At 48.9% G+C, this 15,262-nt stretch carries 13 protein-coding genes; 1 reads left to right on the top strand and 12 read right to left on the bottom strand.

The window, feature by feature from the left end:
- A partial coding sequence (locus AC5JL3_RS21670) for a Uma2 family endonuclease (protein ID WP_496076451.1) occupies positions 1-532 on the top strand: 532 nt, incomplete at its 5' end.
- A 100-nt stretch (positions 533-632) separates the two neighbouring features.
- Here AC5JL3_RS21670 and AC5JL3_RS21675 read toward each other — a convergent pair.
- The 12 genes from AC5JL3_RS21675 to AC5JL3_RS21730 form a co-directional block, all read right to left on the bottom strand.
- Complete coding sequence (locus tag AC5JL3_RS21675; RefSeq protein WP_496076452.1) at positions 633-1,964, bottom strand: aromatic ring-hydroxylating dioxygenase subunit alpha; 1,332 nt, start codon at positions 1,962-1,964, stop codon at positions 633-635.
- A 243-nt stretch (positions 1,965-2,207) separates the two neighbouring features.
- A complete protein-coding gene (locus tag AC5JL3_RS21680) occupies positions 2,208-2,561 on the bottom strand; it encodes a phenylpyruvate tautomerase MIF-related protein (protein WP_496076453.1) in 354 nt (117 codons plus the stop codon).
- 82 nt (positions 2,562-2,643) lie between these two features.
- Positions 2,644-3,123: a flavin reductase family protein gene (locus AC5JL3_RS21685; RefSeq protein ID WP_496076454.1), complete on the bottom strand. Its 480-nt coding sequence runs from the start codon at positions 3,121-3,123 to the stop codon at positions 2,644-2,646.
- Positions 3,124-3,216: 93 nt separating this feature from the next.
- Positions 3,217-3,615 (bottom strand): zf-TFIIB domain-containing protein, encoded by a 399-nt coding sequence (locus AC5JL3_RS21690; protein ID WP_496076455.1) that lies wholly within the window; start codon positions 3,613-3,615, stop codon positions 3,217-3,219.
- A gap of 28 nt (positions 3,616-3,643) precedes the next feature.
- Positions 3,644-4,537, bottom strand: coding sequence for a precorrin-4 C(11)-methyltransferase (gene cobM, locus AC5JL3_RS21695; protein WP_496076456.1), 894 nt, complete (start codon positions 4,535-4,537; stop codon positions 3,644-3,646).
- Positions 4,538-4,791: 254 nt separating this feature from the next.
- Positions 4,792-5,670 carry a prolipoprotein diacylglyceryl transferase gene (gene lgt, locus AC5JL3_RS21700; RefSeq protein WP_496076457.1) on the bottom strand — a complete coding sequence of 293 codons (879 nt, stop codon included), beginning with the start codon at positions 5,668-5,670 and terminating at the stop codon, positions 4,792-4,794.
- A gap of 22 nt (positions 5,671-5,692) precedes the next feature.
- Positions 5,693-5,824, bottom strand: a complete 132-nt coding sequence (locus tag AC5JL3_RS21705) for a hypothetical protein (protein WP_496076458.1) — start codon at positions 5,822-5,824, stop codon at positions 5,693-5,695.
- A gap of 163 nt (positions 5,825-5,987) precedes the next feature.
- Positions 5,988-7,337 (bottom strand): lamin tail domain-containing protein, encoded by a 1,350-nt coding sequence (locus tag AC5JL3_RS21710; RefSeq protein ID WP_496076459.1) that lies wholly within the window; start codon positions 7,335-7,337, stop codon positions 5,988-5,990.
- A complete protein-coding gene (locus AC5JL3_RS21715; protein ID WP_496076460.1) occupies positions 7,334-11,038 on the bottom strand; it encodes a TonB-dependent receptor in 3,705 nt (1,234 codons plus the stop codon). Before AC5JL3_RS21715 ends, AC5JL3_RS21710 begins: the two co-directional genes overlap by 4 nt.
- Complete coding sequence (locus AC5JL3_RS21720) at positions 11,035-12,567, bottom strand: hypothetical protein (RefSeq protein ID WP_496076461.1); 1,533 nt, start codon at positions 12,565-12,567, stop codon at positions 11,035-11,037. Before AC5JL3_RS21720 ends, AC5JL3_RS21715 begins: the two co-directional genes overlap by 4 nt.
- A gap of 291 nt (positions 12,568-12,858) precedes the next feature.
- Positions 12,859-13,422 carry a hypothetical protein gene (locus tag AC5JL3_RS21725; protein WP_496076462.1) on the bottom strand — a complete coding sequence of 188 codons (564 nt, stop codon included), beginning with the start codon at positions 13,420-13,422 and terminating at the stop codon, positions 12,859-12,861.
- A 107-nt stretch (positions 13,423-13,529) separates the two neighbouring features.
- Positions 13,530-15,251 (bottom strand): hypothetical protein, encoded by a 1,722-nt coding sequence (locus AC5JL3_RS21730; RefSeq protein ID WP_496076463.1) that lies wholly within the window; start codon positions 15,249-15,251, stop codon positions 13,530-13,532.
- Between the last annotated feature and the right edge of the window lie 11 nt (positions 15,252-15,262).

The raw sequence follows: 15,262 nt of genomic DNA on the forward strand, positions 1-15,262 counted from the left end.
CCCAATTCCCAATTCCCAATTCCCAATTCCCAATTCCCAATTCCCAATTCCCAATGGCTTCCTCAGTTTAGGAGTAGAGCGGCTAAAAGCAGGGAAGCTACGACCCAGTTACGTTGTCTGGGAAGAAAACTATATTGTCCCCATTTTGGTATTAGAAGTCGTTTCCAAAACCTATGGTGGAGAATATGACGAAAAAATGACGGATTATGCCAAATTAGGGGTACTTTACTCTGTCATCTACAACCCTGACTACTGCTGTCGCGATAAGCATGACTCGTTTGAAGTTTATCGCTTAGTAGAGGGAGTTTATCAACGTCAACTGGGGGAACCTGTCTGGATGCCAGAAATTGGCTTAGGAATTGGGCCAGAGATTGGTACTTATGACAGGTGTCAGCGGGAGTGGTTGTACTGGTACGACTCTGAAGGTACTAGATTTCTTATGCCTGATGAGGCTGCTGAGCAGGAGCGGCAACGAACACAACGGTTAGCAGAGCGGTTGCGAGAACTAGGGATTGATCCAGAGCAAGTGTAGCGATCTGAACCTACTCTTTTTCATCTCTAGGTTCAGAAGATTTGAAGATAGGGTAATGTTGATGAGGATTTCCGATAGAACGCGATCGCACTCATTGGTACTATCGCTCAGCGTGAATATAGTCAACGAAGTAAAATCTCGGCTCCAGCCAAATTTTGAGCCAAGTAAACGCCGCTAAACCCAAGAGTGCCACAGTCATTAAGGGTAAACCTAAACTGAGGCGCAGTGCATCTGGCATTAAGGCAACTCCTGAAATCGTCAGAACAAAGTACCCTAAAAGCACTTTCTGCAAACGCTGTACCCTTTTCAATGCACCTCGACAGCTACTGCAATGCTGGGTGTGTTGTTTATAGCGATCTAGCACTTCCTCACGGTTATCGTTAAGTTTCCTTGTATCTGGAGTACTAAGCCCAACTTCGCGCCACGGTAGCTTTCCTTCGCAGTACTTATCAAACCAATTCCGAAACTCAATGACTAAGCGATCGGCACTTGTAGGTAGTTTGTAGGCAGTTTTCCAGCTTTCAACCTGTTGTCGCTGTTGCAGAAAATACTCTTGCTGCTGGAGCAAAATCATATCTCCCTCAAGTACCAGATTGCGATTATTGATGTGATCCCACCAGCGAGGCGTTAGCTGAAAAACGGTTTTGGCAAAGTTACGGGGAAATTGAGCGACGATCCTTGATTTACCTGGAGCCACAGGAATACAGTAGGTAACCAATCCAAGTTCCTTTCCCTTATCGCCAAAACTGATTGCATATTCCAAGCGGCAAGGAGGTTCAAAGGTAATTGTTGTGCTGAATCGTCCGGGGGTAGTAGCTTCAATTAAATTGAGTGTTGATTGCTCAATTTTGAGCAAAATTGGTGTCGCCCGTTCTCGATTTCCCTGTATTCCATGATGAGCAAAGGGAACATGGCTCGGATCGGCTACATTCTCAACCAGCGTTTGCCAGTCATAGTCTAAGTCGCGCACAAAAGAAGACCAGACAAACCCTTTACTGGCATCCACTTTAGGGGAGATTGGTCGGGGTGTAGCAGCAGCGAGTTCTGCGGAGTTGGTATCTAACCAAACCCAAAGCAAATCATTTTCCTGGCAACAAGGTAGTGCAATCGCACACAAGTTTTTTTGTTGATTAGCAACGAGTTGTGGATTTTCTGCCTGGGGAACCTTTGTACAGGTGCCTTGCTCATCAAACTGCCAGCCATGATAGCTACACATGAGATTACCCGTCTTCTCATCCACTCGTCCCTCACTTAAGGGGGCAAGTCGATGAGGGCATTGATCTAAAAACGCTCGATAAGTCTCAGATGAACTAGGCTTCCAAATGACTAAGCGAAGTCCTAAAAGAGTAACAGGGGTTGGTCGTTTTGGATCAAGGTCTTCGACAGGTGAGAGAGGATACCAATGCTGAAAAAAGTTAAACTCAGGTGGCATAGTGCAGCTAGTTTCAAGAATCCTGTGAGAATTATCTTAGAGGTTATGCCGACTAGAAGCGATCGCATCGTAAGAATTCAGAATCAACTCAAACCTCTCTCCTTTAAGAAGCTATTGCCCACCCACAAGTGCCAGAAGTTAAGACTGATAGGGGTGTACGGCAATACACCCCCACCTAATTAGAATCTGCAAGACAAAGCACAACCAACAAGAAAACGGTACGCTCAGCTTGCATAAACTTTCTTAGCCAAACGTTGAGCCATTCCAGCCCCACAACGATGCCTTAGCATCAGCAAACTCAATATAAACTCGATTAATTGGTACACCGAGCTTTTCGTTTACCACCTGACAAAAGTCCTGACTCATCGCTTTGGTTTGCGCCGGACTCATGCTACCGATGCTTTTGACCTCAATGTAGCAGACTGGCTCAACTGTACCCGCGAACGTCATTGCCACCTCTGGCTCAAAAGCCGTCATCACATATGACTCTGGCTTACCCAGGTGCGTTGCCAGCTTAGCAGAGAGAATTTTAAGCAATCCTTCGACAGCAGTTGGTGCTGGGATCGCGACAGATGTTTGTACTTTAATCAACGGCATATTGTTGTTAGTTGTTGGTTGTTAGTTGTTGGTTGTTAGTAGGAAAAATGTCTATAAAGGACTAACAATTAGCCGTAATACCCTACCCGCCATATTGCCAGCCAGTGTCTTCTAGTAAGATTTGTTTGCCCTCCCGGTGGATGCCTGAGGCGATAACTTCACCAACAAATACCGTGTGATCGCCTTGTTCCACTGAACCCACTACCTGGCACTCTATATAACCGAGTGAGTCGGAGATGATTGGACAGCCAGTTTCTCCTGTATAAAATTCCACATCCTCAAACCGATTGCCAACGCGACGCAGTGGCTGAAAGAATTTCTGAGCCAAATCTTTCTGTTCCTTCTCCAGGAAGCTGACGGCAAAAACCCCACTATTTTTGATCATGGCGTGGGACGTATGGTTTTTGTTGACGCAATTGACGACTTGTGGGGGTTTAAACGACGATTGCATTAACCAACTAATCGTAAAACCGTTAACGTTTTCTCCATCCTTAACACCGCAAATATAGATTCCGTGGGGAATATTGCGTAACATTGTTTTCTTCGCTTGTTCGTCTAGCAAGGGTCTACCTACTTGTAAATGTCCTACACTGCATCAGTTTATCAACCTTCATAGAAATCCCAGTTCTCCAGTTTGATAAATTAGCGCCATTGACTAGCTTTTTCGTCGAAAAACATTCCAGGCTTGATTTAGGATGCCTTCGCGATTGAAGTTGTGCTTAAAGTTCTTAAACTCACCTGCATCAAACCAGACACCGTTGCAGGCTGGACATTTTTCGTACCAGATACAGTGCTGGTCAATATCAACCATACGAGTCATTCTCGCGTTACACCGAGGGCAGTTAATATCTTCAGTGATTTTATCGAGCTGACTACCTGTTGCCGGGTCGCCAATATCCAAAAAGTGTTCAGAACCTTTCACAGCTTTGAGCTTTTCTGCCTCTAGGGAATCAAACCAAATTCCTTTACAGTAGAGGCAACGATCGACTTCAATCCCGGCACAGATGACTTGCTCTAAGCTTCCCCCACATTTTGGGCAAGTTGTTGGATTCATGGATTTTCTTGTTCACCCTATTTCCAGCTTAGGAGACTGGACGAGAGGGGCGGAAAAGATGGGAGTGTTCGGGGTGATAGAGACGCGATCGCGCTTCTCCCATACTTTGCCGTTGTCCTAGTTCTGAAGGTGCTGTTGCGCTAACTTCCAAGCCTGGAAACTCTGTCTTTCCTACTGCCTTTAAGGCTGGACTCACTACATAAAGTGTTGTCCGAATTAGATTCTCCTGTTGAGTCACGGCTGCCATTTCGGTGAGGGGAACCAGCCAAATTTGTTCATCTGGCCAACCAATCCGGAAGCAGACGGCTACAGGGGTATCGGCTGGGTAGTGTTCTAATAATTTCGCTTGTGCCTCTTCAACATGACGTGCAGCGAGGTACAGGCATAGACTGGCTTGATGGGCTGCCAGAGACGCTAATTCTTCCGACTCTGGGACGGCTGAGGCACGACCACTAATGCGGGTAAGGACGATTGTCTGTACCAATCCGGGAACCGTTAGCTCAACTCCAAGTTTTGCAGCAGCAGCTTGGAAGGCGCTGATACCTGGGATGAGTTCAAAGGGAACTTCCGCTTCTGCAAGGACTTGCATTTGCTCGTGGATGGCACTGTAGAGACTCAAGTCACCCGAATGGAGACGAACTACAGATTTATGCGATCGCACTCGCGAAATCATCAGTGGCAAAATCTCTTCTAGAGTCTTATTGCCAGTGCGAACAATTTCTGCATCGGGACGAACCTCCTGCAAAATCTGCTGCGGCACCAGCGAGTCAGCAAATACAATCACATCCGCCCGTTGGAGAATTTTCTGTGCCTTAACTGTCAATAAATCTGGGTCGCCAGGGCCTGCACCAACAATATAAACGGCTGGTGCTAAAGGAGGGAGGGAGTTTCTAAGCTGTGTAGATTCAGTAGGGTGAGACATAGATAAAGGCAGCTTGCCCAGAAAAGTTTCTAAATTAGCAAAATTATTCCGGATTCACTCTATTTCTTAAGAAATAAGAAATGGTAGATGCACCCTGGTTCAGCTCTAGAGTTTAACTCTAGGGCTTTTTTTTCTTTTTCTCTCGATGTCTTCACTCTTCTAGAGATTAGGTGTTAGGGGTTAGGTTGTAGGTGGTAGGTGGTAGGGGAGAGAGATTTTCATCGTAATGTTAGTGCGCTCTACTCGCATGGAGTCTAATCAGAACGATAATCCCATCGTTGTTCTTCAGGAGGAACAACATCCGGTAGGGGACGGCGCAAGAGATACAGCCACGCTAGACCAATCAGCCCCAAAGCGATTGCACTTAAGCTCACAATTTGAGCAATTCGTAGTGGACCAATCATCAAGCTATCCGTCCGAAATCCCTCAATCCAGACTCGACCCGCACTATAGGCAACCATATAAATCAGGGCTAGCGTTCCTACCTTCAGATGCGATCGCTTTTTTAAATCCCTAAAGAACAACGTCATCAGTATCCCGAAAACCATCAAATTCCATAGGGATTCGTAGAGGAAGGTAGGATGGAAATACTCAAAATTGATGAACTCTAGGGGGCGCTGCTGTGGTGGAATGTATAGCTTCCAAGGCATATTTGTCGGACGACCAAAAGCTTCAGAATTGAAGAAATTACCCCAACGCCCAATTGCTTGACCCAGAATTAGGGAAGGCACGACAAGATCGGCTAACTGCCAAATCGAGACTTTCTTAAGTCGCGCAAAAATCAGTGCCGCCAGAGTACCACCGATGATTGCTCCATGAATCGCAATCCCACCATTCCAAATCGCAATAATTTGGTCAGGGCGCTTAGAGTATTGCTCCCACTCAAACAGCACGTAGTAAAGTCTAGCCGCCGGAATTGCCGAGAGTACTAACCAGATTGCGAGGTCACCCAAGAGGTCTGGGTTAACATTACGGCGCTTCGCTAAGTCTTGAGAAAGACTGACTCCAATCAACACCGCCGAGGCAATCAACAGACCATACCAGCGGATTGCGAATGGCCCTAGTTCAAACAAAATCGGTCCTGGAGAAGCAAATTGAAACGCCAGCGTCAGAGAAGATATTGCTTGCAGCATCGAATTAGAGTTCTAGTTACGTTCACACATACCACTCAACACCACCAATCTTAATCACACTTCCAGGAGCTTGTATTGTTGGTACTGAGCCAATCGTTGTGATCTGACGGTGAGTAAGGACAAGACTGTTACTCAGCTCACGACCAATGGTCAAGGGGAAAGCCTTCCTTGAGATTACACTACCATCACAACGGTTCACTAAAAGCGCGATCGCACGTTGTGAGTTGTTCTGTACGTCCGTGAACAGCTTCTTATTAGTTAATTTAAGTTTTTAGAAAATGCGCTCAACGCTGTGTGTCGCACTCAAGAGATAAGGTCTAGTTCACTCTGGCACGAAAGCGAATGAAGCCATAGGAATTAGCGGGAGTACCTGGGGCAGTGGCATTCGGTAACGTGGTTGGGTTCGTCACCACATTCACAACCACAGCCCCATTGGTAGCGCCGCTGGCACAGAGTCCAGCAGGTATAGTTCCGGGCGTGAAAATTTGTCCTCGGTCAGCATCAGCAACATTAGTTAGATAAGCCGTTGGAGTTGTGGGAAGGTTAGTTGTACTCAGGGCGAGGGCAATACCTTGCTCGGCTCCTGCAGTACCACCATCTGTGGGCGTTAAGTTATTGAAGGTATTAGGAATAAAGGTGGTGTTGGCAGGGATGAGGTCGCAAATTTTCACATTGCTGGCGGCTTTCCCCCCATCCGATAAGAAGTAGATTGTGTACTCCACTTCATCTCCAGGCTGAACCAAGCCCCCATCAATTGCCCCACGTAGATAATTCGCGAACGGTGTGGGCCAGTTCACTGTAGTATCGTCGTTTGCATCGCCTGGATTGTCTACAAAACCTGTAATATCTGTACCGTTAATTCTCGTAATCCGCTTGACTAAGCGCAGGCGGGATGGAGATGTAGGTAGACTATTATTGTTAGGCCCAACTGTTGTAATGCGGCTTGCCACTGCATCTGTATCTAAAGTTGGTAAAGCGCCAGGGCATCGTCCGTTAGCGTTTCCACTGGTGGTTCTTTCCCAGCAAGCACTGGTATTGCTATCTTGTCCATTGGGGGTGAGGCTGATCGACTGACCAGCAGTAGCACCCGCTAGAGAAGACTGAAAGCTGGAGTTCCAGAGGTTTAGTGAGGCAGGTGGCGGTGTGTTGATGGCAGTGCCTGAGCCGTAGGCAATATAGTCAACGATGCGTTGCTGACTATCGTAAAGCCAGACATCATCCCCCGTGTTGTTCAGCTTTGCCGATTGTCCCAACCAGGTTTGAAACACTGCGTTGATAGCTTGATGGTTTGGTGTATTATCGCCAATCCAAATAACAGAATATCGTCCAGGTGGCAAAGTTGTACCGCTCGGAAATAAATAAGCTGGGTTACCCGTATTGCCAGTAATGCTGCCAATGCCATCTGTACTATTGGCGATGAGATTACCGTCAGCCAATCGCCAACCACTTAGGTCTACAGGGGATGAAGAGGCGTTGTAAAGTTCAATGAACTCATCATTTCCGGGGGAACCTGCACCTGTTTGCGCGTACAGCACCTCGTTGATCACAACTTGACCAGCAGCAGGTGAGATCGTGACGGTTTGAGCGATCGCTCTTAGGGACAATACACGCAGGAAAAACGTCGCGAGGCATAGGAATTTGAGGTAGCTAAATTGCCGAAATTTCATAGATTTTTTTCCGCTGATTGGTTGGCAACGGGTTCCACACGCGATTCCTGTTCTTGTGGCGGAGCAATCTCTTGATGTCCGAAGCCGTCAAAGAGTCCATTGAGCTTAACCGTCAAGCCAAAATAGGGGCCGCCTGCCGAGCGGGAACCACTGAAATCACGGTCATCCACTTCACCAAAGGCATATCCTGCCGATAAGCGGAGATTGGGAGTAAGGTAGTAGCCGAGTTCAAGGAGAAAGCCTGTCTCGCTATAGCCAGCAGAGGGCTGATTAATCCAACGAGCTTCACCCGTTAAATCCCAGGAGTATCCCAAGCGGTAACTAGCTCGTAGTTGTGCTAAAGAAAGGCTGCTAGTACCGACTAAATCCTCCGCTAAGTAAGAGGTGCTGTTGCGAATGGCATACTTGCCGTAGAACTCCCAGCGCCAGTTAGGGGCGTAGAGCAATTCCAGGGCTAAAAGATGTTCCCGTGAACCCGTACCACTGCCCTCCAAAATTGTTTCGGGAATAATTGAGGGATTTTTGCGGTATTCATAGCGCACTAAGGCGTTGAAACTATCCTTGTTGGGGTCGCGGTAGGCTAAACCGAAACGGAGGTTAGCTGTATCTCCCAGTCCCCGCAGCACTTGATTGGACGAGTTGGCTTGGTTATAGCGGAACAACGCCGTGAGTGCTGGGGAGATTTTTCCCGTCGCTGATGCTGAAATAACGGTATTGGAGCCACTAGAGGAGGTGCGATGTTCGTAGCGGGCGCTGGCATGGAACGCTGGATCATCGGTGTACTCTATCCCAATGCTGTAGCTATCTCCCGACCCAAAGCCGAGAACCGCAGCCGATTGCCCAACAGTATAAGGTTGAAAAAACCGAGTTCCGGCAGCCGTGCGACCAACGAAGTCACCAAAGACGTATTCGTAGGCGAGATTCAGGCGCAATCCAGGGGTCAGTCTGAAGGTATGGTTCAAACCAACCGCGCCTTGATTTGTAATTTCGTTTGCCCCACCCAAAATTGAGTAACGTCCGGTGATGGCGGTATTTTCACTTAGGTCGTGCGAACCCGCTACCTCTAGACTGGTGATCGCATTTCCCTCAAACTGACCACGAGTGTAAAACTGCTGCGCCAGACGGACATGAACATCTGGCAACACAGCCCAGTCCAACCCCAAGATGGTGCGATCGGGATAAACGGTATCGACATCTGAGGAGAGGGTGAGTTCATTTTGTGCCAGAAAGGTCAGGTTGGAGGTGAGGGGCAAGGTGAAACGCGATCGCAACTGATCAGAGTTGCTGCTTAAGGGACTGTTGGGCAGTCGATCTTCACGATCGCGATGCAGCCAATCCACCTCTAACCTGGCACTGCCAATTCGCTGCTCAATTCCTGCTGAAATCGTAGTCAGCGAATTATCAACAACACTACCGGGAAGGGGTTCTAGACGCGAGGTAAATAAATCCTCAAACGTGTTGAGCGGTCGTGGGGCAATCCCTTGATTGTCCTCGTGGTCATATTGCACACGCACATTGGTTGTGGGTGAGACTTGGGCGGTGACGTTTGCCCCATACCGCCGTTGACCAGGGACAAAACTAACCGTGGCATTATTGGCAAAGCCGCTATCAGCATCACGATAATAGGCACGACCCTGAATTCCTTGTGCAATCTTTACTTGGGCTTCAAAACGGTAGGCGGAACCCTCAACGAACCCTAAAACTTCAGAATCATTGCTGGAATGGGCGTATTCTGCAATTAGGTGAGTATCTGAACCGAGGGAGATGTACGCATCAGCACCATACAGTTCAAAGTCGCGAACCCCTTGATTTTCGTTTAAGTAAGTTGCCCCAATCCAACTTTCTTGATTGAGTTCCCGTGACAAGTGGTAGCGAACTCGACCGCCGTAGATATTATTGTCAGAACCTTCGCTTTCATACTGATACGTGACTACAATCCGCCGCACCAAAACCTCTCCCGTCTCGCTAACTTGGGTGCGAAGAAAGGGTTGGCGGAACAATAAGGTGCCGCGATCATAATCAATCTCATAATCTGGCCCCCGGTTGAGTTGTTTGCGCTCCAGGACTGTACCTGGACGAGTCAGTTCTTCTAACTCAACAAACACATTTTCACTACCAGGCACCAGTAACCGTTGGGACAGGAAGTAGTAACCACTGGTACCATCAGGCGGGATGGTATCCCGTTGAAATCCCTCAACGTTATCGCCATAAAAGGCTGTGACTTGTAGATTTCCTAGGTTGTAATTGCCTTTAAAGCCGTGGAGTTGGCGTGTGGTGGCGGTAAACTGCTGTGATGCTGTGGCAAACTCTTCGGTGTCGTAGTCTCCCCACATGGCGTAATCGGGATCGGCATTGGGGATGCGCGAAGACCGCTCAAAACGCAAGAACAAGCTATCTTGCGACGGGGTAGTGCTTTCAACAGTGGAACTATCGCCATAGACTGGATAGTTGCGATCTGCGCTTCGCAGCAGCGCTTCGCTATCGCAAAACTGGACATCTTGATAGAGGCGATTGACTCCATCACAGCTTTGGTTTAGGGTGCGATCGCTGTTATAAGCGCCAGTAAATAACCACTCTCCAATTGCCCCAGTCGCAAAAACCGACGTACTAAAGTCTAGTTGAGTACTGTTGTCACCATCAGCAGGTAGGAAGTCACGAAAACTCCCGTAATAATCCGTCCCCCGTTGTCCCAAGCGCAGATTGATTACGCCAGACATGAGGGAGGGACGCAGACTTGTCTCAAACTGAAGTTGGGTAAACGCTTCCAACTCGCCAGCAGTTGCCCGAATTCTTACCGTTTGCGCCTTCAGGTGGGATTGCAAGGTTGCTGTAAACTGTCCCTGGCGTGCCTGCACTTGCCAGCCAACTTGATCGCGATCGTAATCTGTCCCAACAAATTCACCAGCATTGGTAACCAGGGTGACAACTCCATTACGATTGGAGCGATTGCCATTCGCATCCAACAACTGACCTTGGATCGTTGCGGTGGAACGTCCATCGGCAGGAATTCGCGCCTCAACTGTTTCCACTCTCAGTTGCGTTGGTTCCCCCCGCACCTGTGCGGTAACAAAACTGGGTGAACTGGTAACGCCATTGGTTGTCGCTTGGGCGGTGATAGTGTTCTCTCCTTCCTGAAGAGCAACACCGTACCAGGTTTGAGTGACAAGTTTAGTCGTCTTATCTGTCTCTGTACGTCCAATTAAGGATGGATCTACCGCTACCCCATTGACCTGAAGTTTTACTTCGCTCCCTTCAGTAAATTGCAAAATCACAGTTGCGGCGGGAATATCAAGTACTGTGCCAGGGGTAGGTGTGAGAATCCTGACTTCTCCAGTTGCTAAAGGAGTGGAAGCGCTCTGAGTCTGGGATGTTAGGGTTCCGGGCTGCAAAGGTGAAGATTGCTCCTCTGCTCCCTTGCTTTCCTGTGTTAGCGATGAACTTGGTGTTAGTTGAGGTGAGGAAGTTTTTTCTCCCCCAACGGCTGGCGAAGTTTGAGCCTTCTCCCCAGTGACAGGAGCCATTGTTGGTGTCGGCAAAGGCTCAGGACTAGCAGCAGAAATGGCTTCAGGAGTGTTGAGTTGATTCTCACGCCCCAGATTTAAGGGTTCAGTTCGGGCAGGATGAGCAACCATGACGATACCCAAGGTTTCAACCGTCGCTGCCACCAGGAAGGCTTCTAAGAATTTTCGTCTCAGTTTCATTGGCCGTCGGACTCCTTATAGGTGGGGGTGACGGCAAAGTTCATTCGTCCCAAGCCACCGGGCTGCAAATGTACGAGTCGGGAGGGGCTATTACGTTCTTTGAAATAGAGGTTGGGAGCAAGGGTGTAGCCAGGGAGACTAGTCAGATCTAAAACCCCCGTTCGGTAACCCGAAATCACATTTGCCACGGAGAACAAACCATTGGCATCGGTAGTAATTCGGTTGCCGTCATCCATGAAGATCACAGCATTGGGAACTCCTGCCTCTCCAGGTTGCTGTTCGCCGTCAAAATTCTTATCCACAAACACCCGACCAATGAGAGTGCCGCAGTCGGAAAGAATTCCCGATCCAAGGCGCATCCGGTGCGTTACGGGACCATCCTTGACATCCTGACCATTGTCAGCACGTTCCCCGTTAACAATCGCTGAGTTTTGACCTGTGCCTCGCAGAGCATCGGGTGTCAATCGTGCGGCATAGACAATGTTCAACACCCGTTGCCCCTCACTGACTGGGAGTGTTGTGCCGTCTGCCGTCATCGTCACTGTTGAGCCATTTTGACTTGTCGTGATTGGCACTAAGGTTCCCTCTAGCTCACTCCGAACCGATTCTGGTAAGAGTTGGAATCCCAAGGGTAAGGTGTCAGTGACGACTAGGTTGTTTAAGGGGGCGCTAGCCAGGTTTCTAATCGAGAGGCGGTAAATTACCGTATCTCCGGGTTCGGCAGCGGCGCGATCGCCTGTTTTCGTAATTTGAATTTCTTGGGCTTGGCAAATGCTCGTGTTCAAGTCCAAAATGGCTACGACAAGTCCGACTTGATCCGACTCCCGAATTGTGATCGTTCCGTTGATCGATGCCCTACCGTCTTTGGTGCTAAAGGGTTTGCCGTCTAGGGACGTTGCTGTGTACGAAACAATTTCACCATTGCGGTGTCCGATAACGATGCGAAATTGCCGTTGGTCATAGATTGAATCTGGGGGAGGATTGACCACTAAAATATAGGTTCGCCCTTGATCCAACTGCCCCCGGCGAGGATCGAGCAAGAAGTTATAGGTTCCCTGCTCACCGTTGGTCAGGAAGAAGGGGTTACTATTTTGCGTATTGGGAGCGGCTCCTCTAGGAAGACTGTTACCGGGAAGATCGGGAAGTTCTGTCTGGGTGAGTGCCGCAACTTCTCCTAACTCGGTTCCCGTTGGAGCGCTTGGATTAACCTCGTACAACCCAACGCTAATTCCTGTGTAGTTTGCCAAAATTTCTCCGGCGCAACCTGTGACTCGTCCCAGTGGATCTTGTTGGGACTCCAAATTCGTGACAATCTGACCCGTAACCCCCTGAATAGTTTGCCCATTGGCTGAGTCGCTGTAGGTATAGGAGGCTTGATTGCTGATACTGATAGACTTAGTTCCGGTTTGAGTTTGAGCCAGCGCAGGCGTGAGGGCGGGCAAAATACTACCAACTAAAGCGATCGCAGCTAGCCGTTGGACTGGGTATTTTCGTGAACGAATGGGGGGGGGTGCTTGAGGTTGAACCACTGAACTTTCTCCTAAGTGACCCTACAGCCAATGGCAATTGGAGTAGTAGATGAGCGATGAGCTAGCGATTGGGTAACACAGCCAACCGGGACGCTAGCTAGGCTGCGCTCAAGGGGTCAGGGCAAAACCTGACGGTTAGTGTGAGTTGTTTAAAAAGCTTTTATGCAGTGAAGGTTGCATTCGCAGGTTGAATAAGTAAAGGCAGAAGGCAAAGGGCTTTTATGCAGGAGCGATTTATAGCAATTTGCACTGAGTAAACTACATTTTTTGCCTTCTGCCTTCTGCCTTTGTTTAACGTACTGTCACTTCATAGCTGGCACTCGCTGCTGTCGCTGGGTTGAGAGGCTTGCTAAAGTCCCAGCGAATGTGGGTGTAAGCCTCGGCTGGGGCTGGTCGTATTTCCACCGTGCCATCAGGAAGCGTGACTTGAATGGTGGGATTTTCGACAAACGTAGTGGCGTTGTCGATGCTGTAGGTCATCGTCGCTCCGTTATTGCTGTTTGCCGATTGCAAGATATAAGTAGTGCGTTGGGGAATGGGTTGAGTAATGACCAGGTTTTCGGCTGGGCGTTCACTGGTATTTTCACTACTGACGGTATAGCGCAGTACATCCCCCGGTTGAACTACAACTTGACCTTCCAGTGCTTGCCAGGTGACTTTTTCTTTGCCTGTCTCATCCAGTTCCACTAGCTTCTTCTGTGCGCTCAAGTTCAATTCAACTTGTTGGGGTTGGATGTTTTGAACTAGGTTTTCGCCAGCCTCTTGCAATTGAGCAAGTACAGGCATTCCGCTAACAAAGGGCATGGTTGCAATAAAAGCGATCGCGCCAAGAGCGGCAATATAAAACCGTTTCATGCTTCTAACTCCAAACTACAAAACTGTTGATTCGGTAAATAAAATTCATGCAATAACACTTCTTGGCTTGAGGACACGGCATGGTTGCAATGTCCTCAGGTTGTTTCCTACGGGAGGCGGCGTTGAAATGTGAATGTCCCTGTGCCGCCTGGTGCAACTTCGACTACGGTATCCACGTACTGGGTAACATCCTCACCGTCACCAGATGGAGTTGTTGTGATTGTTCCACCGCTAGAGTCAGCGGCTGTGCCAGGAATATTAATGGTGTCGAGTACACCGTCGCCGTTGCCATCCAGTGCCCAGTTATTGCCGTTTGTTGTGCCATCCTCTGTAATCACGAGATTATTCGCCGTTGTTAAGTTGATACTGCCAGTAGCTGCTGGATCAACGGCTGGGGCAACATTGGCGTAGGTGACACGGTACTCTATGATGTTCCCTGGCGCAGTTTGAGCGCTCAATAATGCTGTTTCTGTGGTGAAGTCCTGTATCACAGTGGTACCATCCGCCGCGAGAATCCGCGCTGCTTTCACTAGCGACAAGAAGCCTGTAAATAGGCGGTCAATCGTAATGTTGGCAGGCTCACCCGCAGTCGGCAGACCGTCGCCATCGGTATCGGTGAAAGCTGTAATCGGAACTGGGTAACCAGTTAACTGAGGTGTGTTAGCAGGTAGGTCAATCGTTACCTGATAATCAGCGGTAGCATCGGGGCTACCATTCGGTTGGAGTGTTAGTTTGGGCGGATCGGTAGCACTAGTACCCGTACCTTCGACGAACTCAAATCCAGTCGCCGTGTAAGTGTACCTTGCGATGTCTCCTGTTGTAGGGATTGTAATAGTGACCACTGTGCCAAGAGGCAGATCTCCAGGATTTGCTGGTGGTGTGGGCAACAGCGAAATGATTACTGGATCTGTGGTAGAGCTATTCTGAACGGTATTAGTAATCGTTCTGGGTTCAGGATTGGCTGGGGTGTCCTGAGGGATTCCTGGAGGAACTGTCGTAGACGCATTGGTGAAGTCAGTATCAGTAGTACCGTCTGGTCCTACAGCCTCAGGTGCATTATCTGGTGCATTGAGGATCGCCACTAGCGCTCCCACCGTCACAGATTGGGATGCACTAGCTTCACGTTCGCGATTCGCCGGAGCAGCAGGACTAGCATCACCATTCGCCGTGCCCACGTTGTCAATAGTGCGGACTTCATCGGCACCATCCGTGCCATCAGCATCTGGTTGGTTCTGAGTAGCAGCGCTATTGTCATTCGGCCCAGTGTTACCGAGTACGACTGTAACTTCGTCTTCAGGCTGAGCATTAAGATTAACGGTGACAGGCACTCTTACAATGACTGTAGCCCCAGGATTAATGGAAGGTGTAGCTACACCGGCTGCTGGGACATCAGTAAAGTTTACGCCATCAGTACTGTACTGAAGGGTTCCCGCTGTACCATTAGTAACTGTTGCTGTACCCGGAATAAAGATTGTGGTGGGGTCGTTACCGACGTTGGTAACGGTAAAGTCATAGTTGACGATATTACCTGGTTGCACTGTCCCGCCATTCACGTCTGTTGTAGGAACGTCTGCAGGCGTTACAGTGATACCTGCAACCTCTGCAATCTGAATGACAACCGTGTTAGAAGTTGCGTTAATTGCTACTCCTGGGTTGGCAGGGTCCTCATACGTGGCAGTTGCGGTGTTGCTGATCTCTGTTCCTGGGGGAGCAGGAGTTGCTACCTGGGCTAGGACTGGCTTCGCTAGCTGGAAAATACCGCTAACTAGAAGTGCTGTTGTAATTAGGGGACGAGCGTACTTCCAACGTTTTTTGGCAAGTCCGTTCATATTCACGTTTG

Source organism: Symplocastrum torsivum, from assembly GCF_059505465.1.